We start from the raw sequence: 26078 nt of genomic DNA on the forward strand, positions 1-26078 counted from the left end.
CGCGCACCGGAGGGGCCTCTGCCGGAGGCGTCTGTCGTCGGCCTGGCCACGGAACGCCGCGGCGGAGGACCCGGCCCGCACCTGGGCCGCGGGACGCGTGGTGTCCCCCCTCGCGGGTGTCACGGTCGCTGTCACGCCGCCCGTCACGTCTCCCGTGGACAGGGCTGTGACCTGCATCGATGCCCACCCGGCGGGGATCCGCCCGAGCGGCGTGACAGCCGCACCGGTGCCCGCCGGTCGACGGCGGTGTCGCCCTGTCCCGTCTCTGTTGATCTGTCCCTGTCGCGCATGAACTGGTCTGGTACGTCCGTCATCTGAGGCGAACTGGCCGGGTAGGCCGCGAGCGCCCCTTCCTTTTGCGTAGTCTCGCCCGGAGACGGCTCACTCATCGAGAACTGGGTACATGTCGGCATAGGGGTCTGGCTCGCCAGTCAAGGGATCCAGTCCGGCGACGAGTCGGCGGCGCTGTTCGCGCCAGCTTACGAACGGGGCAGGGCTTCCCCAGAGTGACGCGTCGCCAAGCGGGCATTCATCGAACTCCGCCAGCATCATGCGCGTGAGGAATTGGACCATGCCACAGTCGAAGACTGCCCAGTGGGAGTCCCCGTAGGACACGTGGCGACGCCATGCCACGACCGGCCACTTGTCCGGATCTGTGTCCGCCATGAGCCACCCCATTTCGTTGGCGTTGCAGCCGGTTCCCCATGGAAGGACCGCCTCCGGGCCGGCGGAGACACCCGGCGCACCGCCCTCCCTCTCCCACAACTTGCGAAATGCGGGAATCATGTTCCCTATGTGACAGCCGCCCATGTTTGGAACGTCCACCGACAGGGGCGGGAGGACAGCCAGCTCCCAGATGTCACCCACTCCGCAGGTGTCCAGGAGGGCCTTGTAGTCGCTCGGCAGTTTCGTACCCAGCGCGGTTTCCGCCTGCGCCCAGTCAAAGCGCTCTTCGCCCCGGTGCTCCGCGGGGACTATCCGAAGCAGAGCTTCGACATCGGCATGAACGGTCATGGTTCCGGCTCCTCGAGTGCGGCGACCGCTCACAATAATTAGAGGGTCTGACGCAGCGCCGGACCAGTTCAACCGGTACAGCACACGATGTCCAGGCGCTGAGGACCAGATCAGTCGAGATCCTTGACCGCCCGGCGTCTCCATTGATCTGGTCGACGCAGGCCGCCGTCGTCCCCGAAGGCCAGATCGTCTGAGACGGAACACGCCTGGCCACCCGGGAACCGTATCTGCCGGCCGGTTCCGGTTTCCTCCTGGTGCCGTGTCGCCCGCCTGCCTCGCCCGCCTGCCTCGTGCGCCGGCCCAACCAGCCATCACGCGGCGGGGGAGCAACTGCTCGTTGTGCCCGGCCTAGACCAACGCCGTCAGCGCCTTCCGCGTGCCGACGGGACAGTCGCGTGCCGGTCTGCCCGGGACGGCAGCGCCGCGACCGCCGCCTGCAGCCGCGGCCGGCGCTGCAGGCGGTCGGGTACCGCCGCTGCTTCTCCGGTGCAGCGGCCCGGCATGCTGCTCCACACCGCCGCTGCGGCAGTGTGGTCACTCGCGGCCGCCTGTCGCGGGCAGCCGACTCGTGCTGCACCACTGGACGCTGCACGGCTGCTGCGGCACTGGCGGCCGCCGGTTACGCCGGCTCGTAGGTGACGCTGATTGTCGTGCAGCCGTCGGCGAGTTCGAGCAGCGTGGCCTGCTCGGCCTGGTCGGCGGTCAGGTCCAGCGACGCTTGGTCGTGGGCCATCCGGAGAAGCACCAGCACACGGCTGCGGTGGTTGGGGGAAGCCACTGGGTGGGGTCCTGATCCGACTCGGAGCGGTTGGAGCTCGCGGTGACCGCGATGAGGCTGGTGGCCTGCCCGAGGTCGTTCGATGCCTCCCGGCGCACCGAGCCAGGACGGGGGCTTCCCCCTTGTGCCGCACTGGACGGAACGGAGGGGGGGCGTGGAGAATCCCCGTGGCTTCCTGCGATGCTCTCAAGCCGGACTCGACTACTGGGGTGTGCAGTGCCCAAGGATTTGTCCCCGTTGCATGACGCTGTGGAGCTGGGCGATCTGCCAGAGCTGCATCGCCTGCTTCTCGCCGGTGGAGACGTGCATGAAGAACACCACGGGATCACTCTCCTGCACGCGGCGGTCGACGTTGAACTGGATGCGGCCACGCAGACGGGCCAGCCGCTCCATGTGGACACCACGGCGCTGCTGCTTGCGCACGGGGCGGATCCTTCACGCAAGTCCGGAGGGGGCACTGGTGTCTCTGCTCACCACGTGGCGTTCGTGAGCGGGCACTGGCTGGCCTGCGCGTTGTTCGAGAGATGGCTGCTCCGGCGAGGCGAGTAGGAAGCCGCTCCGGCAGCAGGCTGCCCGCAGAGCGGACCAGGTGCTCTGCCTTGCCGGCCAGCCACCGGATTACGCCGGCTCGTAGGTGACGCTGCTCGTCGTGCAGCCGCCGGCGAGTTCGCGCAGCTTGGCCTGCTCGGCGTCGTCGGCGGCTAGGCTCCAGCGGAACTTCGTCGCGGTCCACTCCGAGACGTACCGGCACACCGCTCCGGCCGCGGGCGGCAGCCACTGGGCGGGGTCCTGGTCGGACTTGGACCTGTTGGATGCCGCAGTCACCGCGACGAGGCTGGTGGCCTGCCCGCGGTCGTTGGCGTACGCCTCGCGCCGGGCCGCGGTCCAGGCGGAGGCGCCGAGTGGCGGGGAGCGTCATTCCAACTGTGCTGTATTCGAAGCTGTCGGTGGTGGTCGGCCTGGCGTCAGGGGCGAGCGCTATGGTGCATGGCCGTGGACGCTACTGATCTTGAATATCGGGCCCGGACGCGGTCCGGCTGCATCCCGCCGGAGCTGGTCTCGCGGCTGCTCGAACGAGGCCACGCCGATGTGGTGGAGTTGCAGGCCGGCCGCGGGGAGTGGTTCTGCGCGCTGGCGTGGGCTCGGGTGCTGGGTGATCAGGGCCGAGAGGCTGACGCGTTGAAGGCGCTCGCCTCGTACGTGGCAACGGGCTGGTGGACGGCTGTTGTTGCCGCGGCCGAGTTGCTGGAGGGCTGGGGCCGCATCGACGAGGCGATCGAAATCACCCGGATCCGCATGGAGGCCGGGCACCCGATGGCTTTGGAGGCCTACACGAGGCTGCTCGCCCGGCACGGCCGCGCCGAGGAGGCGTTCAACCTGCTCGTGCCGCACGTCGACGACTGGGTCCTCGCCACCGCCTTGGTCGATGTCGCCTCCGTTGCCGGCCGCGACGAGGAGGCCGCCGCGCTGCTCGCCGGCCGGATTCGGGCGGACGGCCACTGCTGCGACGGCCCGTGGTGCTGCCGGGGCCTCGATTCCGACACGGTGCTCGGCCTGCTCGCGACGATCCGCGAGCGCCAGGGCCGGATCGATGAGGCCATCGTTCTGCTCCGCCGCCGGCAGATCACCTCGGTCAACAGCCGTGATCAGCTTGCCGACCTGTTGGCCCGGCACGGCCGTATCGAGGAACTGCGAGCCTACGCGGCGCAGGACGGACATGAGGAGGCCGTCCAGCGGCTGGCGGAGGTGTTGGAGGAGGATGGCGAAGTGGAGGGCGCGATCGCCGTATACGGGCAGGCCGACGGCCCCGCGGCCCGGGACCCGAACTCGGCTTACGAGCTTGCGCAGCTCCTGGCCCGACACGGACGTGGTGGAGAGGCGATCGCCGTGATGCGTGCCCAGGCCGACGCCCACCACAGCGACGACTGGATTCTCCACGCCTTGTCCGAGCTGTGTCTCGACCAAGGCCGCCCCGCCGACGGCCTGGCCCACCTGGATGCCCTCGACGCCCAGCGCGAGGGTGAGGACGAGTGGGAGCTGTTCTGGATGCGGTCGCCGCTGATCGCCGCCTGCAGCGGGGTCGACGAGGCGGTTGAACGGGCCCGCGCCCACCCCGAAGGCACCACCTGGTACGCGGCGGAGCACATTGCACACCTCCTCGCCGGTGCCGGGCGCACCGAGGAAGCCGTCACCGTCCTCCAGCAGCACGACCGCAGGAACAGCCATGACCTCGCCGGCTACCTCGTCGACCTCGGCCGCGTTGAGGAGGCCCTGGCCATCCTGTCGCACAGACGCCCCCCGCCACCACTCGTACCGACGACACACCTGTGGACCGACGCGCCACCATTCTGAGGCCCTGACCGGGTGCCGGTGATGACGGCGGCGTCACCATCGGCGGACAATGTCCTCCCTGCAGCCGAGTGATCAGTTCGACCCGGAGCACTTTCGCCGCGTGTGGCCGAAGGGCTGGCTTCTTCAGGCTCAGGCGATACACCGGTGGCGAGGTGGAGGCGTTGGGGATGCCCAAGCAGCATGTGGCCGTACTGGCAGACGTAGGGATTCCCGAAGAGGCGGCCCCGTTCCTGGCTTTTGACAATCCGCAGTTGCCCTGTCCGCTGGAATCCTGGGCCTTCTCCGAAGTGCCCGTTGAGGATGCCGATCGGTTCGTGGTGATCGGGTCTGACGGGTCGGACAACCCGGTGATGTTGGATCGGACACGGCCTGGGTTCGTGCTGCTCATCGATCGCGAGCGAGGCACCGGGGCCCATGTGTTCAACACTGGCATTCCACGGTTCCTCTCCTCGCTGCTGGCCTTTCGGGACTATGTCGATCTCCGCAACAGCTCGTCGTCTCCGATGGCCGCTCTCCAAACGCTGACGAAGCGCCTGGAGGAGATCGACTCCGAAGCCTGGGACATGGGGAGCCTCTGGCGTGCGGAGATCGAGGCCCAGGCCGGACTGCTCTATGGCAGAACTGCTGACGTTCTGGTGTCGACGTTCAAGTTTTTCCCAGGTTGGGCGGTTTGAGCGTCATGTAATTCCCCATCCCGAATTCTCCTAATTGGCCATGGGTAGCGCGGAGGTCGGGACCGAGGGACCTGGTCGTCGCGGAGCTGCTCATGTTCCTCGTCCCGTGGTTCGGATGGCCGATGGGCAGCCCGGATGGCGAGGAGAACGTTCGTCGTGGTCGACATCACCGAGATCTACCTCCACTGGTACGCGGGCCGCTCGAAGAGCGAGCTGGCCGCGTCGTTGGGGGTGGACCGCAAGACGGTCAGGAAGTACCTGGCCCCGGCGGAAGCGGCCGGGATCAGCCCGGGCGGCCCGCCGATGAGCGAGGCGGACTGGTCGAAACTGATCAAGGAGTGGTTCCCCGGGCTCATCGACAAACGGCTCAGGCAGGTGACCTGGCCCGACATCGACCAGCACCGCGACTACATCAAGAGCCTGCTCGGGACGGTGACTGTCTCGACGATCCACCAGCGGCTGCGTGACGAGCACAAGCTGCAGGTGTCGATCTCCTCGTTCCGCCGCTGGGTCCACGCGACGCTGCCGGACGAGGTGGCGAATCGCAGGTCACCGTGTTGCGCGACGACATCGAGCCCGGGTCGGAGGCCCAGATCGACTACGGCTTCCTCGGACCGTGGATCGATCCGCGCACCGGGAAACGCCACCGGGTCTGGGCGTTCGTGATGGTGCTGCCGTGCTCGCGGCACATGTTCGTCCGGCCGGTGCTGTACCTGGACCAGCACGCGTGGACGGAAGCACACGTCGCGGCCTTCCGCTACTTCGGCGGCGTCCCGCGCAGGCTCGTACCGGACAACCTGAAGACCGGGGTCGACAAGCCCGACCTCTACGACCCGAAGATCAACAAGGCTTATGCCGAACTCGCGACTCACTATGGAGCGTTGGTCGATCCGGTCCGGGCGGCGAAGCCGAAGGACAAGCCGCGGGCCGAGCGGCCGATGGGCCTGCCGCTGCTCGTCATGGTCACCCCGGCCGACATGACCGACCGCCACGCGGCCAAGGAAGTCCTGTTCCGGCTGCGGCTGATGCACCCCGAGATCACCATCGTCTGGGCCGACTCCGCCTATGCCGGACAGCTTGTGACCTGGGCGAAGACCTACCTGCACCTGACGATCAAGACAGTCAGCCGCCCGAAGGACGCCTCCGGATTCGTCGTCCTGCCCCGGCGCTGGGTCGTCGGACGCTCACACGCCTGGATCATGCACGCCCGTCGACATGCACGGGACTACGAACGGCTCAGCCAGCACTCGGAATCGTTGATCACCTGGGCAGCCATCACACTCATGACCAGGCGAATCACCCGCCGAAGCTCCCGCAGAAGCGGCCAGCCGGCATCCCTCGAAGCGCAGGGGGACTGATCGTTCTCAAGGCCAGTGCCATCACCTTGGCCTTGCGCATCCCGAATCGCGGACCTGAGCACCACTGTCCCAGCGCCAACGACGCATGTCACTCATTCGCCAGAACCAGCAGGTCAGCCGCCTGACCAGCAACTCCGCCCACCCCCTGGCCAACGATGGGCGAACCTGCCCTGGCGCGGGGAGATTTTCCGTTCAGGTACTTATGCGGCGCCGTTCGAGGGCAGGAGTCGGGCGAGCCAGTCGGTGCGGGTTCGCCGGGCTGTGGCCGAGATGGTTGCCTGCGGATACAGGGCGTCGAACCCGTGGAAGCCGCCCGCCCAGACGTGGAGTTCGGCCTGGCCGCCGGCCGCCCAGATGCGGGTGGCGTAGTCGGTGTCCTCGTCTCGGAAGACCTCGGCGGAGCCGGTGTCGATGTAGGTGGTAGGCAGGCCCGCAAGGTCCTCGGCCAACGCTGGCGAGACGTACTCGGACACCTCGTCGTCAGTGAGGTCGCCGAGGACGGCACGCCATGCGAACTCGTTCATCTCGCGCGTCCAGACGCCGGGCCCGCCGGAGTACTGGCGGCTGGAGGCGCTGGTGTTGCGGTGGTCGAGCATGGGGCAGATCAGCATCTGCGCGGCGATCGCCGGGGTGCCGAGGTCGCGCGCCAACAGGGTGACACCGGCGGCGAGGCCGCCGCCCGCGCTGGCGCCGGCGACGACGATCCGGGCGGGGTCGATGCCCAGTTCTTCGCAGTGTTCGGCGATCCAGAGCAGTCCCTGGTAGCAGTCGTCGACGAGGGCGGTGCCGGTGGCCTCGGGTGCCAGCCGGTAGTCCACGGAGACCACGACCGCGCCGAACTCGTCGAGCCACTCCAGCGGGATGTCGATCTGCGACAAGCGGTCGCCCATGACCATCCCGCCGCCGTGCAACCAGTAGACGCAGGGTGCGGCGGTGGTGCGATCGGTGTTCGCGGGGCGGAAGACCGACAGGGGTATCGGGGCACCGTCCATGGCGGACACGGTGATTTCGCGTCGGTCGACTCGCCGATGTGCGAGCAGGGACTCGATGGGCGTCGAGGGGAGTCGGCGCAGTTGCCTGAGGACTTCCGGGCTGAGCTGGGACATCAGCGGCATGTCGGCGAGCAGTTCACGCAGTTCGGGGTCCAGGGCGGGTCGTGCTGTGGTCATGGTCGATGCCTTTCATGGGTGGTGCCGGACGGTCGGACGGGAGTGGGGGCCGCCTCGGCAGGCGCCGATGCGGCCGGCAGGCCGGGGTATCGGGGTTTCAGAAGGCGGCCTTGCCGCGGACCGGGACGTAGTCGGTGTGCTGCGGCTCCGTGGCGAGCAGTCCGTCGATCTGCGCCACGATGGCCTGAGCAGCCTCGCCGGCGAAGATCCGGTGGTGGTCCTCCTCGCTGGTCCAGCCCTCGGTGACATGGACGACGTCGGGGGCGGACGCGGAACGGGAGACGAGGTAGACGACGCAGTGTTCGCTCGAGCCGGGGCTGCCCTCGTCCAGGCCGGTCAGCAGCAGGTCGACCAGCCGGTCGCCCATTCCGGGCCTGGCGGTCAGGGTGGCGTTGAAGCCGTACTTGGCAATCATGAAGGCCTTCTTCTGCGTTGATGGAGTGAGGTGATTCCATTCAACCCGGATGACCTGCGGAAACGTTAGAACGATGCTCGCTGCTACTTGCACAATCCTCGTGGCTACGCGAGCCGGGATACCGAATGGTGCTGCAATGGAGGCATGTACCTCGAAGAGCTCCGCGCCCTGCTGGCCCGGCATGCCCGTCCCGACTGGAGCACGGCCATCGACGGCGTTCTGATCTCGAAGGTCGACCGGCCGGATCCGCCGGCGCCCTCCATGACCGGCACGGTGCTCGCAGTCATCGCCCAGGGCGCCAAACGCCTCGCGCTGGGCGACCGCGTCTACGAGTACGGCGCCGGGCAGTACCTGGTCGCATCCGTCGACCTGCCCGTCACCGGGCAGTTCACCCAGGCCGACCCCGAGCGGCCGGCCCTCGGCTTCGGACTCACGCTGGAACCGTCCGCCGTCGCCGAACTGCTGCTGCAGGCCGGTCCCGGCGACACCCCCCGCGCCGGCACAGGCGCGCCGTCGGGGATCGCCGTCAGCGACGCCCCGCCCGCGCTGCTCGACGCGGTGGTCCGCCTGCTGCGCCTGCTCGACGAACCACGCGACCGCGCCGTACTGGCCCCGCTGGTCAAACGGGAGATCCTGTGGCGGCTGATCACCGGCGAGCAGGGAGCGGCGGTGCGCCAGCTCGGCCTCGCCGACAGCGGCCTCAGCCATGTCTCCCGGGCCGTGCGCTGGATCCGCGAGCACTACGCGGAACCCTTCCGGGTCGAAGACGTGGCACGCCTGTCCGGCATGAGCGTCTCCGCCTTCTACCGCAACTTCCAGGCGGTGACCGCAATGAGCCCCATCCAGTTCCAGAAACAGATCCGGCTCCAGGAGGCCCGGCTGCTGCTCGCCACCCACCCGGGCGACGTCACCGGAGTCGGCCACCGCGTCGGCTACGACAACCCGTCGCAGTTCAGCCGCGAGTACCGCCGCCAGTTCGGCGCACCTCCGAGCCGGGACGCGGCCCGCCTGCGGAACACCCCTGCGGGCGTTCTGCCCTGAGCGGGAGTTGCGCCACGGAGGAGGATTGTGCAAGAGGAAGCGAGGATAGTTCTACTGTTCTCGCAGGTCAGAGCGATTCAATGGGATCACGAGTTCTTCCGCGGGGCAGGAAAATGCCTGTCCATTCGCGGATCCCACACATCGCGAGGACCGCAGCATGAAGACAGTTCTGATCACTGGTGCCTCATCCGGATACGGGCGGGAGACCGCCGTGTACTTCCACTCGCAGGGGTGGAACGTCATCGCCACGATGCGCACGCCGCGTGCGTGCGTCCTGCCCGAGTCGGACCGGCTCCGCGTCGTCGAGCTCGACGTGACCAAGCCCGAGACCATCACCGCCGCGTTCGAGGCGGCCGGTCCCATCGACGTCCTGGTCAACAACGCGGGCGTTCCCTCGATCAGCGTATTCGAGGGCACCCCCATGGCCCGAGTACGGGAAGTTCTCGAGACCAACACGTTCGGCGTGATGGCGACGACGCAGGCGGTGCTGCCCCAGTTCCGCGAGCGCGGCTCCGGCGTGGTGGTCAACGTGACCTCCAGCGTGGTGCTGGGCCACATGCCGCTCTCGGCCGTCTACAAGGCGAGCAAGATGGCCATCGAGGGGTTCACCGCATCCCTCGCGCTCGAGCTCGCGCCCTTCGGTGTGCAGGCGAAGACGGTCGAGCCGGGCGCCTGTCTGACGACGAACTTCGCAGCCAACGCGACGAACGGCGTCTCGCTGAACGAACTGGTCCCGGCGCCCTACGCGCCATGGGCGAAGAAGGCCATGGGCGACTTCACGGGCCAGGACCTGTTCACCAAGGAGAGCGACGTCGCCGAGACAGTGTGGCGAGCCGCGCACGACACGACCGGCCAGCTGCGATTCCCGGCCGGTCCCGACGCGGTCTGGCTCGCCCAGGCGAAGTGATCAACCAGCAGACAAGGTGACGCCGCACTGATGCCAGGAGCCGGCCGCGCGCACACGCACGCAGCCGGCTCGCTGTCCGGCGCTCACCCCGATGAACGGCAACCTGACCAACGACGAGAAACCGGACTGCAGTACGGCAGACGGACACCCCCTGGTCGAAGGTCCGGCGCGGAGGAGCGACAAGCACTGGCGGCCAAGGAGCACGAGGTTCGAAAACAGGCACTTAGAGGTCGTTTTCCTCTGGAATACCCGTATATCCGGGGATTTTTGGATCGCCGGGTTGTGGTGCTCATGCTGCTGGCGATGTGGGTTGGTTCTTGCTGTTCAGATGGGGTGACAGGTGAGGCGGGAAGTGACTTGTGCCTGTCTCATCCCAGGATGCCTGGCCGTCTCGGGCGTGTGCTTCCGTTGGTGTCGCTGTGCGCCTGGGCGCACTCGGTCTGCGGCGGTACGCCGAAAGCGTGCCGACACGACGCCCGTATCCGAGTGATCTGTCCGATGCCCGCTGGGAGTTGATCGAGCCGGTGCTCTCGGCCTGGCGGCTCGAGCGCCGCGGCAGGGCCTTGAACTTCGGCCGGCCGCCGGAACATGACCTGCGCGACATCATGGACGCGATCTTGTACGTGGACCGCACCGGGGTCCAGTGGCGCTACCTCCCCCACGACTTCCCGCACTGGAACACCGTCTACGGCTACTTCGCCAAGTGGCAGCGAGACGGCGTGTTCGTCCAGCTCAACGGCCTGCTCCGGCAGCTGCTGCGGGAGAAGGAGGGACGGGACGCCGAGCCGTCGGCCTGCGTGATCGACGCGCAGAGCGTCAAGACCTCCACCAGCGTCCCCGCCGCCGGTCAGGGCATCGACGCCGGGAAGAAGATCGTGGGCAGGAAGCGGAACATCGTCACCGACACCCTCGGGCTTTTGCTGGCCGTGGTGGTCACCGCGGCACGTGTGCAGGACTCAGCCGCCGGCGCCCGGCTCCTGGACCAGGTTGCCGCCGACCATCCCGGCATCCGCAAAGTATGGGTCGACGGCGGCTACCGCCAGCACCTCGTCGAACATGCCGCCGTTCTCGACATCGACATGGAGATCACCGCCCGCAAGCCCGGGACCAGGGGTTTCACTCCGATCCCGAAGCGGTGGGCGGTCGAACGGACCTATGGCTGGCTCATGCTCCACCGCCGCCTCGCCCGCGACCACGAAACCCTGCCCACCCGCTCCGAAGCCATGATCCACCTTGCCATGACCGACCTCATGGCCCGCCGCCTCACCGGCGAGAACACCATCTCCTGGCGCGATCCGACAGCACAGACCAAACAGTAGATTCAGGGATAAAACATCGGACGAAAACGACCTCTTACGCGCGCCCGCGTTGGGGGCCAGAAATTCCAGAAACCCCGACCGCGCCCGCCGGCGGACTCGTCGACGCCCGGGCGGCGGGTCAGCCGCGGCGTGCGCTCACATCTCCTCCGGCCTCAGGTCCCTGACCCACGTCGGCCGGTGTCGGCGGAGGCGTACATGCTGCGGCCGCCGAACTGGCTGCGGTCGGTGATGATGGCGATCCACGGGTCCGGGTCCTCGGGGTCGACGGGCGCGCGCTGTCCGTCCGGCGGCCCGCCGTGCAGCTCCACGTTCATGGCCATCGCCTTGGCGTCACGCGCGCGTGCGCGTGGGGCGGTCGCATCAATAGCTGACGCTGTGCACGGGAAGAAGCTCCCGGCAGTCGCGCCGACGAATTTATAAGACTTCTTTTGAAATTCCCCGAGTGCTTGTTTCGCGGCTTGATTCAAGCCGAAGTGTCAGCGGAGCAAATATCAGCCATGGGTGCTATATCGCGAAACGCGTCTCGCTCCGGACAGGGTGCGCGCCGCGCCCCATCGTGAACTGACGTCCGTAAAAGCCCAGTTCAAAGGCGGTGTCGACGAATGGCGAGGGGTGGCGTCGCACCAGAGCGTGACCCGGTGGCCGAATTTGCACGCCATTGACACGCGAATATTCACGCGCTTGAATCCGGCTCGGCCCAGGAATGCAAGATTTCCCGGTGCGTAGCCGCGTTGCCGAACAGAAAGGCTGGATCGCCCCGTAATGAGGAGAGTTCTCGCGCTGAACGCCGGACTGCGCAGGTTCGTCGTAGCCCGCGCGCTCTCCAGGGCCGGCGACGCGGTGTTTCCCATCGGCCTGGCCGCTGCCATGGTCGAGCGGTCGTTCGGGGTCGCCGACGTCGGCTTCGTCATGGGGGCCTCCCTGGCGCCCGTGGTCCTGCTGATGCCCATCGGCGGAGTGGTCCTGGACCACTTCAACGCCCGGATCCCGATGGTCGCCGCTGACACCGTCCGCACGGTCCTCCAAGGATTGCTGGCTTTCTCGCTGCTAGCTGGCCGCCCGCCCCTCTGGTTCATCCTGATGCTTTCCCTGGCCTCCGGGGCGGCGCAGGCCTTCTACCAGCCTGGAGTGGCCGGCATTTTGCGGCAGCTGGCACCGGAACGGCTCCGTGAGGCGAACGCGACCATCCGCACGCTGGAGTCGGTCATCTCGCTCACCGCGCCCGCTCTCGCCGGGGTTGTCATCGCCGTGTCGGACGCGGCGCTCGTCATCGCGCTGGACGCCTGTACCTTTGCCGCGAGTGCCTGGCTGCTGGCCGGCATCCGCCTCGGCGACGTGGCCCCCGTTGTGGCCCCGCCCAAGATCTGGCGCGAGCTGCGGGAAGGCTGGCAAGAGTTCACGGCCCAGCCGTGGTTGTGGTCCGTGGTTTCGGTATTCTCGCTGTTCGGCTTGGTGGTCTTCGGCCCCTTCGACGTGCTGAAGGCCGTCCTGCTCATCGACCGGTTCGGAGCCTCGTCCTACGCGTGGCTGATGTCGGCCTTCAGCCTGGGGGCCGTACTCGGCGGACTCATCGCCCTGTGGACCACACCCGGTCGGCCGCTACGCGCGGGCCTGCTGGCGCTGTTCGGCTTCGCACCGCTGCCCGTCGTCATCAGTTTCGATCTGCCCGTGCTGCTGGTTGCGGTGGCCATGGTGGCGGGCGGTGCCGCCAACGCCTACTGGGCGGTGGCCTGGGCGACCTCCGTACAGTCCCACGCGCCGCCGCACGCTCTGAGCCGCATCCACGCCTACGACGTCATCGGCTCCATTGGCCTCATGCCGGCGGGACGAGCCCTGACCGGCGTGGCGACGGCGTGGACAAGTGCGGCCGCCGTCCTGTTCACCTCCTCCGCGGCCCTCCTCGTGGGCTGTGCGGCGCTGCTGCTCGTGCCCGCGGTACGCAGTCTTCCGGCCACCCGACCGGCCCAGGAACCGAAAAACCCGGCCGGCCAGGCCTCCGACACACGCCATGCCCGAGATCACTAGGAGCGGAATGCGACACCCCCGGACAAGCCGCACCCTGACCGCCAAGGAGTTCGCCGACATCAAGCACACGGTGTCGATCCGCTCCCAGTCGCGAGCACGGCTGCGGCAGGACACCGGCTATGCCTCGGACGTCCCCCGCGAGGTCAGTCTGCAACTCACCTACAAGTGCAATCTGCGCTGCACCCACTGCTACCAGTGGAATGAGCAGGGCTTCTTCCGCGACTGGGGAATCGAGAAGCAGCGCACCGAACTCGACCTGTCCGTCGTCGAGGACGTGCTGCAGGCCACCGCGCCGGTGCGCGGGAAGCTGTTCCTATGGGGTGGCGAACCGCTTATGCACAGAGGGTTCGCCGAGGTGGCACGCCTGATCGAGCGCTATCCCCGCACTGTGAACATGTGCACCAACGGCCTGCTGTTCCAGCGCCGGATGGACGACCTGCTGCGGATCGGTCGGGACCTCAACCTGCTGGTCAGCCTGGACGGTCTAGGCGCGGACCACGAGGAGCTGCGCGGCAAGGGCACCTTCGCACGCACCACACGGAACATCGAGACGATGCTCGACCTGAAGCGCAAGGGCGAGTTCCAGGGCGAGCTGTCGCTGTCCTGCATGGTCTCGCACGTGACGGTCCACCGCATGTACGAGTTCATGGAGTGGGCGGAGCAACTGGACGTCAACACGGTCTACTTTCAGTTTCCTTGGTACATCAGCCCCGAGGTCGCGCAGGCGATGGACTCCGTCTACAGCGAGCACTTCGCATGGCTGTCACCGGAGACCGGCACCGCGCGCCCCACCTGGCACTCCTACACCTACCAGTTGCCTCCCGACCTGCTGCCGGTGCTGCGTGACTCCATGGCGCGGCTGGCCGGCCGCGTCTGGCGCCCCCGGGTCCGCTACCAGCCCCAACTGGAACCGGACGAGGTCGAGTCGTTCATTCTCGGCACGTCCCGCCCGGCGCAGCGGCGCACCCGCTGCCTCGCGGTCACCAACCGGATGGAGGTGCACGCGGACGGCAACGTCAGCTCGTGCAAGTTCTTTCCGGAGTTCGTCGTGGGCAACCTGTACGAATCCTCGACGACGCAGCTATGGCAGAGCGAGCGGTTCCGTCGTGTCCGCTCCATCCTCGCCGAGACCGGCATGATGCCGGTCTGCTCCAAGTGCATCCTTCTCTACCTGAATGGAGTGTGACACCTCATGAGCAGCGCGACCGAGATCACCGAGACGGAGACCCGCGTACGGAACGTGCTCGCGGAGGTGCTGGAGGGCAGGATTCCAGTGGAGGAGATCACCGTGGACGCCGACATAGTCCAAGATCTCGGCCTGGACTCGCTGCAGGCCATCCAGTTCCTGCTGCGCGTCGAAGACGAGTTCGACGTGGAGCTCGACTACGAGAGCCTCAGCCTGGACCATCTGCGCTCGGTGCGGTTCTTCACCACCGAGGTCCTCGGGCGGTCGGCGCGCGAACAGTGAGCGAACCGCGTCAGGCCCGCACCGGGGCCGTCCTCTTCGGATCCTTCGACGCCGAACGACGTTGGCGTCCGGACGGCCTCGCCTCGCTGCCACAGCTCGCCGACCCGGGCGCCGACCGGCTGGTGGCGTGCATGGACGAGGCCCTGTTCGCCGCCGCCGAACCGGGCGACCTGCTGATCACCAGGGAACCGGTCGCCCCGGCGCTCGTCGCCGCACGGGAAGCCGCAGGCTACACGTGCGAGCACCACCACACGGGCGAGCCGCACCCCGGCCCCGATGCGGACGCCGATGTGGAGCACCGGCTGCTCGCGAATGCCGGACTCCTGCGTCGGATCGGCGGGTCCGCCCGGCTGCACCCGTATGCCGTCCTCCCCGCGACCGGCGTACTGGCCGAGCTCACCGGCCACGCCGCCGACGCACCCGGTGGCGAGCAGGTTGCCCGGGTCAACGGCAAGGCTTGGTCCAGCCTGCTGGCCGCGCGACACGGCTTGCCCGGTGCCGGCCGTGTCGTCAGGTCGGCGGCCGAACTCGCCGACGCGGTACGGTCCTACGTCGAGCCAGGACATCCGGTGGTCCTCGTCAAGGACAGCTACGGAGTGGCCGGACGGGGAACCTTCGAGGTGACCTCGGAACGGCGGCTCACCAGGCTGGTCGCCCATCTACGCCGCCAGGAGGACCGCGGTCTCGCCGTCGAGTTCGTGATACAGCCGCGCTACGACCGCGTCGCGGACTTCTCCAGCCACCTGCGGATCAACCCCGACGGGTCCTGGCTCCTCCTCGGTATTCAGCACCTGGCCAACTCCGGCTACCGCCACGAGATGTCCGGGCCTGTCCCCCAGGCTCTCGTCGGCGACCTGCGCCGTCCCGCCCACCCGGAGGCCATGGAACTGGTGGCCCGCTCACTCGCCGAGGAGGGCTACCACGGACCCGTCTGCGTTGACTCCATGGTGCTCCGGGACGGCACCTGGATCCCGGTCTTGGAGGTGAACGCCCGCATGTCGATGGGAGGGCTGAACCTCCGGCTCGACGACCGGGCGCGCGAGCACGGCCTGCGCAGTCATCTCTGGCAGGAAGACGTGACCATTCCGGACGGCTTCGATGTGGACCACCTCCTGAAGCTGCTGCACGAGGAAGGGCTGCTCTACGAGGGCGGGACCGGCGCGGGTGTGCTCCTCCTCGTGGGCGGCGCCCTCGTTGCGCCGCGAGGGCGCCTGATCTGCGCGGCGCTCTGCCCGCCGGACGAGTTCCCGCGCCTGCGAGCGGCCACTCGCGCTGTCGCCGCCTCGGCCGGCATTGTCCTGGCGAGGGCGGCATGACCTGGCGCATCGGACTGATCGGCGCCACTGGTATCGCCGCGCGCGCCGTGATCGCACCGAGCCGCGACAGGCACGACTTGGTTGTGCACGCGGTGGCGGCGTCCGACAGGGACCGGGCGGCCGCGTTCGGCCGGCGGCACGGTGTCACGGTGCTGCCGAGCTACGAGGACGTGGTCACGGCACCGGACGTCGACGTCGTCTACATCTCGCTCCATAACTCGGCGCACCTCCAGTGGGCTCGGCGGGCGTGCGCGGAGGGCAGGACGGTACTCGTGGAGAAACCGCTGTGCCTGTCCCTCACCGAGCACGACCTGCTGCGGGAGGCCGAGCAGCGGGGGGGCGGGCAGGTCCTCGAAGCACTTCCCACCCTCGGCCACCCCTGGCACGACGTCGTGCGGCGCGTGCTGCGCCAGGGCAGGTTCGGCCGCCTGCGGGACGTGCAAAGCCGATTTACCTTCCGGACGCCCGAGCCCGGGGGCTACCGGCTCCGGCCCGACCTGGGCGGCGGCATTTTCTACGACGTGGCGAGTTACTGGCTCCAGGCCCTGCAGGAGACGGTCGGGCTGCCGTCATACGGCGGTGCTGGCACCGCGTGGTGTGCGGAGCCGCACGGCGTCGACCACGCCTTCGAGGCCGTTCTGCCCCTGCCGGATGGGGCGACCGCCACCCTGACCTGCTCGTTTGCCGCACAGCACACCGCCGAGCACCTCTTCCACCTCGACGAGGCGCGTGTGCGGGTTCGAGGAGTCCTGCTGCCCGCTGCGGGCGCCGTTGCGCTGAACGTGGCGATCCGCACCACGACCGGCCACACGGAGATCACACGTACCGAGCCGGTGTCCTACTACCCACGTCAACTCGAGCGTCTCGCGCAGCTGTTGAGCGGCCGGGCCGGGCACTGGGGCGCCGAGTCGGCGGCGGCGCGCGACCGGATCCGGATCATGGAGCACATTCACCGTACGGCGCGGCGGGAGATCCGCGCCGCCGCCCTCGACGAGGAGCACAGATGAGCCCTGAGGACTTCGACCCGGCGGTCACCGCCTTGCTCGCGGCGGTCCAGGTCACGCCGGCGGAGGTAGCAGCATGCACGCCGATGACCGGCGGTACGTATAACTCCCTGCTGCGGCTGGTACTGCGGGACGGGCGGCGCTGGGTGGTCAAACGGCCACCGGCCGCAGGAAGCGGGTCGGCGCTGCGGTACGAGCACGATCTCCTGCGAGGCGAGGCGGAGTTCTTCCGGGCGGCGCGGGACGTATCGGGTGTACCGGTACCGCAGCTGGTGCATGTGGAGGATGGTGGCAGCCCGCCCGTGGTGTCAGGCATCGTGATGACCGAATGTCCCGGCGTGGCCTGGAGTGAGGTCGACACCTCCCTCACGGCGGGAGAACGGACGACCCTGCGGCAGGAGCTGGGCCGCGTCGTCGCCCGGCTGCACTCCCTCACCGGTCCGGAGTACGGCTACCCCGCCCGCCCCTTCGGACCGCCCGCGGCCGACTGGCGGAGCGCCTTCACCGCCATGACCGGTGCCGTCCTGGACGACGCCGAGCACCACGGCATCGAACTTCCCCGACCCACGACACAGGTGCGGGAGCTGCTCGCGGAAGCGGGAGAGGTGCTGACCGCTGTCACCCGGCCCGCCCTGGTCCACTTCGATCTCTGGCAGGGCAACCTGCTTCTTGACGGCGACGTGGGCGCCAGGACCCTCTCCGGAGTGATCGACGCGGAGCGGATGTTCTGGGGCGACCCTGTAGCCGAGTTCGTCTCCCTCGCGCTCTTCGACGACATCGAACGCGACGACGCTTTCCTGACCGGCTACGCCGAGGCCGGCGGCGAGGTGGCGTTCACGGACACCGTGCGCCTGCGGCTCGACCTGTACCGTTGCTACCTGTACCTCATCATGCTCGTCGAGGCGGTACCCCGCCGCTACTCTCCCGAGCAGCTCGCCTGGACCCGCCGCACCGTGGGGAAGCACCTGACGGCGAGCCTCGACGCGGTGGCCTCAGCCCTGACCGGCCAACCGTGATCGCCGTCCTCACTTCAGGCGTGGCGCTCGGCGTCCATGTGCCCGGCCTGCTGCTCGCCTCACGACTGCGTGAGCGCGGAGCCGAAGTCGTCGTGGAGGTGATCGAGAGGCTCCTCCCCGCCGACCGGCTGCGCAGCATCGAGGCATCCCGGACCATGTTCCACCGGGACTTCCGCGTGGCCCGGGCCGGCCAGCGGCTCGCCGCCGACCCTTCCTCCGCAGTCGACGACGCCGCGCTGGAGGAGCTGCACCGGCGCTGGACGACCCTCGGGGTCCAGCGTGTGGTGGTGTTCTCCGGCTTCTGGACGGGCCCGCTCGCACGACTGTCCGGCATGGGCCTGCCGCTGCCGCGGGTGACCATCTGCCATGTCGACTCCGTGGAGTCGCCGTCGTTCCGCCGCACCGGTCCCGTGACCGCCGACGCGCAGGTGGTGAGGCTCGCCTCGTGGGCCACGGGCAATCTGCCCTGCACCATCCCGGTCACCCGCCGGGCACCCGTGCCGTGGGCGGAACGCAGCGGGCGGCTCCTCGTCCACGGCGGAGGCTGGGGCATGGGCACCTACCGGGAACGCGCCGCCGACCTCGCCGCCGCCGGTCACACCCTCGACCTCGTCGTCCACGAGCCGGATGAGGCACTGACCGCGCCACAGGACAGCCACGCGTACTTGATGGACCCGTCCTGGCACCCGTGGCACGACGACGGCTACCCGCCCCTCGGCCGCCTCCACCCAGGTGAAGACCCCGGCTCAGTACAGTACCGGCGGGGCACCGCGCACCACGCCTCCTTCGACATGGCCCGCCAGGCGGCAGCCATGGTCAGCAAACCAGGCGGCGGCACCCTCCTGGACTCCCTCTGGTCCGCCACCCCCCTCGTCCTGCTCGAACCCGCCGGCCGGCACGAGGAGCACAACGCCCGGCTGTGGTGTCAACTCGGCTTCGGGGTCCGCTACGAGCAGTGGCAGGCAGCGGGCTTCGACCCCGAGTTTCTACGGCCGTCCCACGAGGCCCTGCTCGCCGCCGGGCGAGGACCGACATGCCCACCCGACCTGGCCGACATGCTCGCCACGCAGGAAGGACTGTCGTGTACACGATGAAGATGGTCGAGGCCGACCGGGATGCCGCCCTGCACGCCTCCTTCACCCAGGAAGAACGACTGGCCACCGGGCGACACGTGCATCTCCAGAACAACGTGCTGACGTTCGGCTGCCTCGTGGAGGGCGCGCTGGACCCGGGACGGCTGCGGCATGCCTTCCTGATCCTGCAGCAGCGGCACGAGAGCCTCCGCCTCGTCTTCCCGGAGCAACCCAATGGCACCGGCGGCACAGCGGCGCTGCGCCCACCTCAGGACACCAGCTTTCACGTCGAGCAGGTCACGTCCGCCACTCCAGAGGCAGGGCTGCGGCAGGCCCAAGCTCTGGTCGCCGAGGCCGCCGCAGCGCCGTTCGACCTGGCGACCGGGCCGCTGGTGCGGCTGTTGTGCGTGCGGATCACCCCGGTGTTGCACCTCGTCGGATGCGTGGTCGACCACATCGTCGTCGACGGCGAGTCCTGCACCGTCATGGCCGAGGAACTGTTCAGGCTGTACTCGGCGGACGGCCCCGACGCCACGAACCTGCCCTCCGTCCGCACTCAGTTCCCCGACTTCGCCCATTCCGAACGACTCCACCTCCAGGGGCGGACGCTCGACACACTCCTCGCGTACTGGCGCCGCAAACTCGACGGCGTCGGAGCGATCCCGCCGTCCCACCTGCGCGACCTCGCAACCGATGACGGGCACAGGCCCGCACCAGAGCGTCGGCTCCTGGTGCGCAGGGCCGTGATCGAGGAGCCCCGGACCACCCGCCTGCGGGATGCGACACGCCTCCGGCGCGCGACGCTGACAGCCGTCTTCGCCGCGGCGCTCAAGGACGTCGTCCGCCAACGCCGACTGAGCCTCGGCATGACCGCAGAGCAGGCCGGAGACGTGGCCGTGATGGGCTCCATCAGCAACCGCCACCGCCGCGACATCCGACACTGCGTGGGCTACTTCGCCACACCGTGTGTGCTGCGCACCGATCTTCGGGACGCACCGCCCTTCACCGAAGCCGTCCGTAGGGAGACCGGAACACTCCTCGGCACACTGCGCCACCAGGAGGTGCCGCACGCACTGATGACGAGGGAGCTCGACCCGGAGCGCTACGGCGTGCGTCACCGGGACGATCCGGCGGCGGTGCCGGGCTACGTGAACTTCGACGTCTCGGAGGCCGGAGCCGCCTGGGCGTTCACCGACGGTGCCCTGCAGGTGACCATGATCCGCATCCCCCGCGACGAAGTGCCGCGCGGGGGAGTACGGCTGCTCGTACGTGACGAGGGGGCGCGCGTCGTGGTCGAGCTGCGCACCGACGCCTCACGGTTCGGACCGCGATGGGCTGAGGCGTTTCTGGCCGACTACATGTCCCTGGTCGAAACGTTCACGGAGCAGTCCGTGCCGTAGGCCTTCGGCCGCCCATTCGACCTATCCAGCCCATGCCCCCGGCGGGCCTCCGCCGCCACGTGCGCGGCAAGGGACAGCGCCGCCGGCGCATGTTGCTTCGAGCGCCCTGCCACGCCGGGGGGACGGGACCGCCCTCTCGCCGGTGCGAGGTAGGAAGTGGCGGAGAGCGAAGACGTCCCTGAATGCATTGTCGCGTCAGGTGTACTGAGCTTCTTCAGCGTTGCCGCTCCAGCGTGAGGATGGCCCTGGCGATTGACGTCATGCGGTTGGGGCTGCATCGGGACCTGCGGAAGATGCGCCAGGACTTCAGCCGTGCGACGCCGCGCTCGACAGGCGCTCGCGCTGCGGCCAGTGCCTGATTGCGGGACCTTTCGGTGGGGGTGAGTTCTTGCAGGGGCCTGCGTTTGATGCCGGTGGTCAGCCACGGGCCGGCGCCCTGGTCGGCGAGATCCGCCAGGATGGGGACGCCCTGGCGCTCGCAGATCCGGATGATCCGGTGCGTGCGGGCGGCGGTCAGGTCATGGGTGCGGCCCGGCAGGGCGGGCGGGAGCCACAACAGCCGGCCGCCGGGGTCGGTGACAACCCGCACGTTCACACCGTGGCGCCGGTGTTTATGGGAGTAGTCGGCCCGGCCGTCGCCGACCCGGTCGCACTCGGCGAGGGTGCCATCGAGCAGGACGAAGTCGGGGTCGTGCTCGCGCAGCGTCTTCAGCAGACCCGGTGCACGCTCGGCGAGCAGGTCGACGACCGCGCCGGTGCAGGCGTGGGCGGTGGACTCGCTGATCCCGAACCTGGCGGCGCTCTTCGCGAGAGTGGTGTGTTCACGCAGGTACACCGCTTCCGGCCCATCACCCGATCGGTGGCCAACTCGAAGAACCTCAGTGAACTGTTTTCATCCTGAGTATGTGCAGGTCAGCAGCGTGTGGACGGCTTGGATTGCTGTGCCGATGCGGCGGGTGGAACAGCGGGCTCGCCGTAGCAGTCGCCATGTCTTGAGTTGGGCGAAGGCGCGTTCGCCGGGCGCTCTGAGTCGGGCGTGGTCGCGGTTGAACTGCTGGTAGTGCTCGGGTTGTTCGCGGTGGTGGTAGTAGGGGGTGCGGAAGGTGGCGCCGGCGCCCTGGTAGGCGCGGTCCGCGAGCACGAGGATCTGCCGGGTCAGGCAGGCCTGGACGATGCCGTGGGCGCGGGCCGCGGTGAGGTCGTGGGTGCGGCCCGGCGTCGCACGGGAGAACCACAGCGGGGTGCCGTCCGGTCGCGCGACGACCTGGACGTTCATGCCGTGGTTACGGTGCTTCTGGGAGTAGTACGGCTCGTCCGCGGCGACGCGGTCAGTGGGGATCAGCGTGCCGTCGACGATGACGAAGTCCCCTTCACCCAGGCCGACGAGAGCCTCCTGCAGACCAGGTGCCCACGAGGCCAGGACCTCGAGAGTCTCGTCGACATACCGCCAGGCGGTTGCGGTGGAGATCCCGAACCCCGCCGCGAGCTGGGGCAGCGTCTCGTTCTTGCGCAGGTGCACCAGCGCCAGCAGGGCCTGGTGGAAGCAGCCCAGCTTGCGCCACCGTGTGCCGCGTTCACACCTTCGGGCATAGATGAGCCACGAGACATGCTCGACCAGCTCATGCGGGACATCGAGCGTGGCACGATACGGGACCAAGCGAGGCTCCTCGGGCGAAGCGTGGTGCGTAGAGAACACCACCGCAACGACCAGGAGCCTCGCCTCGTCACACCACCCCGCTGACCTGCACCGTCACCCCTGCAGGACAGGATGAAAACAGTTCAGTGACGTGCTGTCGGTGGCTGCTTCTACCGTTGCCTCATGGGGAACTACTTTCAGACCGTCGTCGATCTCGACGCCACGCACGCGGACGCCCACACCCTGGCGGACAGCGGACTCGACTGGCTGGTCAGGGAGGGAATAGTTCGGGCCGAGCTCACCGACTGTGTTCTCGGGGCGCCGTCGGGGCATCCGCCCGGTCCCTCCTGGGCCAAGGCGGTCGGTCAGGAGCACTGGGAGCCCAGCGACGGACTCCGGATCGAGACCAGCCGCACCGTATTCAACTGCGGTCAGGGCGAACCCAGGTTCGCGGTGTGCCCCCGTTGCGCCGGGCGGGCGGATTTCTACACCGACCGGCTGGAGGAGATCGAGGGTGCGTGGGAACCCTTCGGTGAGGCCATCAGCACCTGGAGCGACACAGGCAGCGCGGCAGTCGTCTGCCCGCGTTGCCGGCGCTCTGGTGACCTGACTGCGTGGACCTGGTCGGATGACTACTTCGCCTTCGGGTATCTCGGTTTCGAGTTCTGGGACTGGCCCGACTTCAGCCGCGGGTTCCTCGAGGGTCTCTCCCGCGCGCTCGGGGGGCATCGCACGGTTCTCCTGGAAGGCAAACTCTGAGGGAGCCGACGTTCGCCCGTCCTCCCCTCGCCCACCCCGGGAAAGGTCGGTGCGTGGCGAACAGGCCGCTGATGCGTTGACGGGCCTAGGCCGTTTCCTTCGGATCATCTGATCGTTGGTTGATGAGTGTCGCTGACTGACGCCCAGTGGGCGAGGATCGAGCCATTGCTGCCGGACCGGGTACCGAGGCGGGGGTGGGCGGTGGCGTGATCACCGGCAGGTGATCGACGCGATCGCGTTCAAGTACCGCACTGGAACTCCGTGGATGGACCTGCCCGAGCACTTCGGCTCATGGAAGGGTGCCCACAACCGGGCTGCGCAAGTGGGCCACTGACGGCACCTGGAAGAAGGTCTTCACCGCGTTGCTCGCCCAGGCCGACGCCGAAGGCGACCTCGACTGGATCGTCTCGGTCGACTCCACGATCGTCCGGGCTCATCAGCACGCCGCCGGAGCCCGTCAAAAGGGGCCCCGGCTGGCGAGCCGGGCGACCATGCCCTCGGACGGTCCCGTGGCGGACTGACCACGAAGATCTACCTTGCGGCGGATAGCCAATGCCGGCCGCTGGCGTTCGTCCTCACGCCCGGGCAGGCCAGCGACGCGCCCGCGTTTCCGGAGGTCAGGCCCGCTTACGGGTGCCGCGGCCGATCGGCTGGCCCAGGACCACCCCGGATGTTGTCCTGCCCGACAAGGCGTACTCGTCGCGCGCAATCCGAACCCGTCTGCGCCAGCGCGGGATCCGGGGGGTCCGCAGCCCTCCGGCCAGGCCGCGAACCGCAAACGGCGCGGCCGGTTCGGCGGCCGTCCGCCGGCCTTCGACCGCGAGGCATACGAGCAGCGCAACACCGTCGAGCGGTGCATCAACAGGCTCAAGCAGTGGCGCGGCCTTGCCACCCGCTACGACAAGACCGCCACCATCTACCTCGCCGGACTCCACCTCGCCGCCATCTTCATCTGGTCGGCGAGATAATCCGAGAGAAGCTGCCTAGTAGCCGAGGTCCTTCTGCTCGGTGATCAGGCGGCCGGCGATGTGCAGGTTCCCGTCGGAGTCCAGCACGGCGATGATCTTCTTCGTGGAGCCGTGGTGGGTCGTGAAGTAGATCTTGTCCGCCTCCTGCGAGGAGGAGTGGTTCGTGTTCACGGACAGCTCGATGCTCACCGGAGAGCTGATGAGCACGTCCTTCTTCGGCGAGTTCGGGTAGACCTGGTTCTGCCGCAGCTTGACGCGGCCGTGGGTGTCCCCCTCGTCCCAGTCGGACGCCACGCCGAGGTCGATGTCAGCCATGCGATTTCCCCTCCGTTGCTGTGGACGAACTTTGCGGCCGGGCGCCACAGGACTTCCCGAGCCGAGCCCAGAACCTACGCAGCTTGTTCACATGACGGCTTCGCATTGCGGGACTATGGCCAATTTTCGTCCTGCTTTGTCGTGAAGTGACCTCAAGGTGCTGGACATGTAAAAAAGCCCGAAAAGGGCCGTGACAGCTCTCAGAGGTAACGGATCGATCGACTCTCGCGGACTGCCCGGCTGACCAGATGATCCGAAGGAAACCGCCTCGGCGTGGGTGCTGGGTGTGGGTTTACGCGGCGCGCTGCTTGTCGCAGGAGGCGCGGGACACCGGATTCGGTATCCATACAGGGGCCAGCAGGAGCCAGGGGAGGAGGGTGAGCGTCCAGCAGGACGTTGATCCGGGCTTCCAGAATCCGGTGCTGAGCGCCGGACTTGGCGAAAGCCACCCACTGGAGTGCTCAGTCACTGGAGCCAGATGGTGAGGGCTGCGGCGGTGGGGGTGCCGAGGAAGACGTAGACGCGTTTGTCGTAGCGAGTGGCGACGGCCCGGAATTGTTTTGCCAGATCAGCCCGAACACCCTTCGAACAACGATCAGTTACGCTGACTCCCGCCGCATGAACCAGTGTCCACGATCTCGGGTCAAGCCCCGGGCAGTAGGAGGCGGGACCATGGCCGCGCTTCCACAGATGCCAACGTGCAACAACGGGAAAGAGTAGTCATGAAGCTGGCGTTCAAGACCTCGGTAGTAGGAGCAGTCCTCGCCTCCACCGCCGTACTGGCGGCTCCGGGAACCGCATCGGCTGATGAACCCGTGACCCGCTGTGAAGAAGGCCAGATCTGCCTCTATGACGGCCATAACCTCACCGGGAGCAACCTGCAGCTCCAGTACCGGGTGGACGTCCCCAACATCGGCTGGGCGTGGAACGACCGAGCCAGCTCGGTGTGGAACCGTGGCCCGGGGTCCGTCTGCATCTACACCGATGCCGACTACCGCGGCTACCACTACAGCATCGCGCCGGGTGAGAAGCAGGAACTTCTGTTCCTTTTCGACAACGCGGTGAGCTCCCTTGAGTACGGTGGCTGCGGAGGCTGAGCCGACTGGCTGACCGGACCCCTCAACCGCCCTCCCCGCCAGGACTGGAAGAGCCCGACCGGATCTTCAGTCGGATGGGCACGCTGGGTGCGGTCTTCACCGACCGGGCGCGATGACGCAGGCGGTGGACTCGGCCGTGCGTCCTTCCTGTTCGCGGAGGAGTCGGTGCAAGGCCTGTACGCATCGGGCACGATCGACGCGGGCCGCTGCGTCGGAAAGCCGTGGGGACGCAGAGGGACTCAAGCCCGAAGGGCATGGAAGCTTGTAGACGAGGTCGAAGGTGCCGGTGTTGGCATCCTCCTGTTCTCCGCACGCCGCGTGTCTCGTCCGCGCCTCCGGAGAGCCCGGTCATCCAGGAGTGTCAGGAACGCCGGGCACAGGCCCGGAGCGGGTCACCGCCCTCGGCGCCGCGCCGTGTCCGCCAGGTAGATCCCGAAGGGCAGTGTCGCCGCGAAGGCCGGCGCCTGGGAGCGAACAGCTCGGCGGAGGCGGATCTTCGACGACCCGGCCCGCTGCTCCACGTCCGACACCGCCCGCGGAAGCTCCTCCGGGTCGGAGGCCGTGACCGCCACGACCATGGAGGTCAGCCCCAGCCCCGCGCCCAGCGCCTCCTCGCGCGCCGCCTGTTCCGCCCGCTGCCGGTCCGCCGCGTCCTGGGCGCTCTCGGAGCGGCCCGTCTTCGACCGCACCGCCGCGCGGAAGGCGCCGGCGTTGACCTCGTCCTCGAGCTTGCTCGCGGCGGTCTCCGCGGGGAACGGCTCGTAGAAGAGGGAGACGCGGCGGGGGTGGCGGCCAGGACCGAGAAGCGGGGTCAGGACGTCGGAGGTGACGAACTGCTTGGGCGGGGATTCCATCACCCACGACACCGAGGCCGCCGCGTCGTGCTCGGACCAGCTCCGGTGCTCGACAGCCGACAGCGGTCCGAAGGCGCCCCGTGAGAGCAGCGCGCCCGGGTTGGCCTCGAGGCCGGTCGC

General features: G+C 68.5%; 25 protein-coding genes and 4 pseudogenes. 18 read left to right on the plus strand and 11 right to left on the minus strand.

The genetic code is table 11. The features are described 5' to 3' along the window. Nucleotides 1-381: 381 nt before the first annotated feature. The 4 genes and pseudogenes from HW445_RS02535 to HW445_RS02550 form a co-directional block, all read right to left on the minus strand. A complete protein-coding gene (locus HW445_RS02535; RefSeq protein ID WP_180219387.1) occupies nucleotides 382-1014 on the minus strand; it encodes an SMI1/KNR4 family protein in 633 nt (210 codons plus the stop codon). A 619-nt stretch (nucleotides 1015-1633) separates the two neighbouring features. After that, nucleotides 1634-1792, minus strand: coding sequence for a hypothetical protein (locus HW445_RS02540; protein ID WP_180219388.1), 159 nt, complete (start codon nucleotides 1790-1792; stop codon nucleotides 1634-1636). Between the two features lie 201 nt (nucleotides 1793-1993). Then, nucleotides 1994-2215 (minus strand): hypothetical protein, encoded by a 222-nt coding sequence (locus HW445_RS02545; RefSeq protein WP_180219389.1) that lies wholly within the window; start codon nucleotides 2213-2215, stop codon nucleotides 1994-1996. 195 nt (nucleotides 2216-2410) lie between these two features. After that, nucleotides 2411-2692 (minus strand): annotated as a pseudogene (locus tag HW445_RS02550) (HNH endonuclease); the annotation flags it as partial. Nucleotides 2693-2779: 87 nt separating this feature from the next. Here HW445_RS02550 and HW445_RS02555 point away from each other — a divergent pair. From HW445_RS02555 to HW445_RS34345, 4 genes and pseudogenes are all read left to right on the plus strand, one after another. After that, complete coding sequence (locus tag HW445_RS02555; RefSeq protein WP_218956492.1) at nucleotides 2780-4144, plus strand: CDC27 family protein; 1365 nt, start codon at nucleotides 2780-2782, stop codon at nucleotides 4142-4144. Between the two features lie 68 nt (nucleotides 4145-4212). Further along, a complete protein-coding gene (locus HW445_RS02560; RefSeq protein ID WP_308798173.1) occupies nucleotides 4213-4818 on the plus strand; it encodes an SUKH-4 family immunity protein in 606 nt (201 codons plus the stop codon). Between the two features lie 156 nt (nucleotides 4819-4974). Continuing rightward, the gene (locus HW445_RS02565; protein ID WP_374939598.1) at nucleotides 4975-5484 is read left to right on the plus strand and encodes a hypothetical protein; all 510 of its coding nucleotides are present in this window, start codon (nucleotides 4975-4977) and stop codon (nucleotides 5482-5484) included. Further along, nucleotides 5376-6122 (plus strand): annotated as a pseudogene (locus HW445_RS34345) (transposase); the annotation flags it as partial. The gene HW445_RS02565 and the pseudogene HW445_RS34345, both read left to right, overlap by 109 nt. A 254-nt stretch (nucleotides 6123-6376) precedes the next feature. Here HW445_RS34345 and HW445_RS02575 read toward each other — a convergent pair. Then, nucleotides 6377-7345, minus strand: coding sequence for an alpha/beta hydrolase (locus tag HW445_RS02575; protein ID WP_180219392.1), 969 nt, complete (start codon nucleotides 7343-7345; stop codon nucleotides 6377-6379). Nucleotides 7346-7442: 97 nt separating this feature from the next. Further along, nucleotides 7443-7760, minus strand: coding sequence for a putative quinol monooxygenase (locus tag HW445_RS02580; protein WP_180219393.1), 318 nt, complete (start codon nucleotides 7758-7760; stop codon nucleotides 7443-7445). 144 nt (nucleotides 7761-7904) lie between these two features. Between HW445_RS02580 and HW445_RS02585 the strand changes: the two genes are divergently transcribed. The 3 genes from HW445_RS02585 (at nucleotide 7905) to HW445_RS02595 (ending at nucleotide 11027) form a co-directional block, all read left to right on the plus strand. Further along, nucleotides 7905-8801, plus strand: coding sequence for an AraC family transcriptional regulator (locus HW445_RS02585; protein ID WP_180219394.1), 897 nt, complete (start codon nucleotides 7905-7907; stop codon nucleotides 8799-8801). Nucleotides 8802-8958: 157 nt separating this feature from the next. Further along, nucleotides 8959-9708: an SDR family oxidoreductase gene (locus tag HW445_RS02590; RefSeq protein WP_180219395.1), complete on the plus strand. Its 750-nt coding sequence runs from the start codon at nucleotides 8959-8961 to the stop codon at nucleotides 9706-9708. Between the two features lie 461 nt (nucleotides 9709-10169). Further along, entirely contained in the window at nucleotides 10170-11027 is an 858-nt protein-coding gene (locus HW445_RS02595; RefSeq protein ID WP_180219396.1) for an IS5 family transposase, read from the plus strand. Nucleotides 11028-11179: 152 nt separating this feature from the next. Here HW445_RS02595 and HW445_RS02600 read toward each other — a convergent pair whose 3' ends face one another. Then, nucleotides 11180-11347, minus strand: coding sequence for a hypothetical protein (locus HW445_RS02600; protein WP_257230787.1), 168 nt, complete (start codon nucleotides 11345-11347; stop codon nucleotides 11180-11182). 442 nt (nucleotides 11348-11789) lie between these two features. Here HW445_RS02600 and HW445_RS02605 point away from each other — a divergent pair, with 442 nt between their 5' ends. From HW445_RS02605 to HW445_RS02640, 8 genes are read left to right on the plus strand one after another with little or no spacing between them, the layout of a single operon-like run. Further along, nucleotides 11790-13052, plus strand: coding sequence for an MFS transporter (locus HW445_RS02605; RefSeq protein ID WP_180219397.1), 1263 nt, complete (start codon nucleotides 11790-11792; stop codon nucleotides 13050-13052). Nucleotides 13053-13059: 7 nt separating this feature from the next. After that, nucleotides 13060-14238 carry a radical SAM protein gene (locus tag HW445_RS02610; protein WP_151774177.1) on the plus strand — a complete coding sequence of 393 codons (1179 nt, stop codon included), beginning with the start codon at nucleotides 13060-13062 and terminating at the stop codon, nucleotides 14236-14238. Between the two features lie 6 nt (nucleotides 14239-14244). After that, nucleotides 14245-14520, plus strand: coding sequence for an acyl carrier protein (locus HW445_RS02615; protein WP_180219398.1), 276 nt, complete (start codon nucleotides 14245-14247; stop codon nucleotides 14518-14520). Next, entirely contained in the window at nucleotides 14517-15836 is a 1320-nt protein-coding gene (locus tag HW445_RS34235; protein ID WP_180219399.1) for a peptide ligase PGM1-related protein, read from the plus strand. Before HW445_RS02615 ends, HW445_RS34235 begins: the two co-directional genes overlap by 4 nt. Beyond that, the gene (locus HW445_RS02625; RefSeq protein WP_180219400.1) at nucleotides 15833-16843 is read left to right on the plus strand and encodes a Gfo/Idh/MocA family protein; all 1011 of its coding nucleotides are present in this window, start codon (nucleotides 15833-15835) and stop codon (nucleotides 16841-16843) included. The genes HW445_RS34235 and HW445_RS02625 overlap by 4 nt, the downstream gene beginning before the upstream one ends. Beyond that, nucleotides 16840-17856 (plus strand): phosphotransferase family protein, encoded by a 1017-nt coding sequence (locus HW445_RS02630; protein ID WP_180219401.1) that lies wholly within the window; start codon nucleotides 16840-16842, stop codon nucleotides 17854-17856. Before HW445_RS02625 ends, HW445_RS02630 begins: the two co-directional genes overlap by 4 nt. Further along, nucleotides 17853-18950, plus strand: coding sequence for a hypothetical protein (locus HW445_RS02635; RefSeq protein WP_180219402.1), 1098 nt, complete (start codon nucleotides 17853-17855; stop codon nucleotides 18948-18950). Before HW445_RS02630 ends, HW445_RS02635 begins: the two co-directional genes overlap by 4 nt. Beyond that, nucleotides 18947-20329, plus strand: coding sequence for a condensation domain-containing protein (locus tag HW445_RS02640; protein WP_257230791.1), 1383 nt, complete (start codon nucleotides 18947-18949; stop codon nucleotides 20327-20329). Before HW445_RS02635 ends, HW445_RS02640 begins: the two co-directional genes overlap by 4 nt. A 214-nt stretch (nucleotides 20330-20543) precedes the next feature. On the opposite strand, the pseudogene HW445_RS02645 reads toward HW445_RS02640, so the two are convergent. Next, nucleotides 20544-21164 (minus strand): annotated as a pseudogene (locus tag HW445_RS02645) (transposase family protein); the annotation flags it as partial. 57 nt (nucleotides 21165-21221) lie between these two features. Then, on the minus strand, nucleotides 21222-21986 hold the full coding sequence (locus tag HW445_RS02650; protein WP_180219404.1) for an IS5 family transposase: 765 nt from the start codon (nucleotides 21984-21986) through the stop codon (nucleotides 21222-21224). 162 nt (nucleotides 21987-22148) lie between these two features. Here HW445_RS02650 and HW445_RS02655 point away from each other — a divergent pair, with 162 nt between their 5' ends. Beyond that, nucleotides 22149-22724 (plus strand): hypothetical protein, encoded by a 576-nt coding sequence (locus HW445_RS02655; protein WP_180219405.1) that lies wholly within the window; start codon nucleotides 22149-22151, stop codon nucleotides 22722-22724. 126 nt (nucleotides 22725-22850) lie between these two features. After that, a pseudogene (locus HW445_RS02660) lies at nucleotides 22851-23692 on the plus strand (IS5 family transposase). A 15-nt stretch (nucleotides 23693-23707) separates the two neighbouring features. Here the strand turns inward: HW445_RS02660 and HW445_RS02665 are convergent. Next, nucleotides 23708-24007 (minus strand): DUF6342 family protein, encoded by a 300-nt coding sequence (locus HW445_RS02665; RefSeq protein WP_180219406.1) that lies wholly within the window; start codon nucleotides 24005-24007, stop codon nucleotides 23708-23710. 722 nt (nucleotides 24008-24729) lie between these two features. Between HW445_RS02665 and HW445_RS02670 the strand changes: the two genes are divergently transcribed. Further along, complete coding sequence (locus HW445_RS02670) at nucleotides 24730-25104, plus strand: peptidase inhibitor family I36 protein (RefSeq protein WP_180219407.1); 375 nt, start codon at nucleotides 24730-24732, stop codon at nucleotides 25102-25104. A 392-nt stretch (nucleotides 25105-25496) separates the two neighbouring features. Here HW445_RS02670 and HW445_RS02675 read toward each other — a convergent pair. Continuing rightward, nucleotides 25497-26078: SCO6880 family protein (locus HW445_RS02675; protein ID WP_374939599.1), on the minus strand; the 582-nt coding region annotated here is incomplete at its 5' end.

This window comes from Streptomyces sp. UH6 (assembly GCF_013421635.1).
In the GTDB taxonomy this organism is placed as follows: domain Bacteria; phylum Actinomycetota; class Actinomycetes; order Streptomycetales; family Streptomycetaceae; genus Streptomyces; species Streptomyces abyssomicinicus.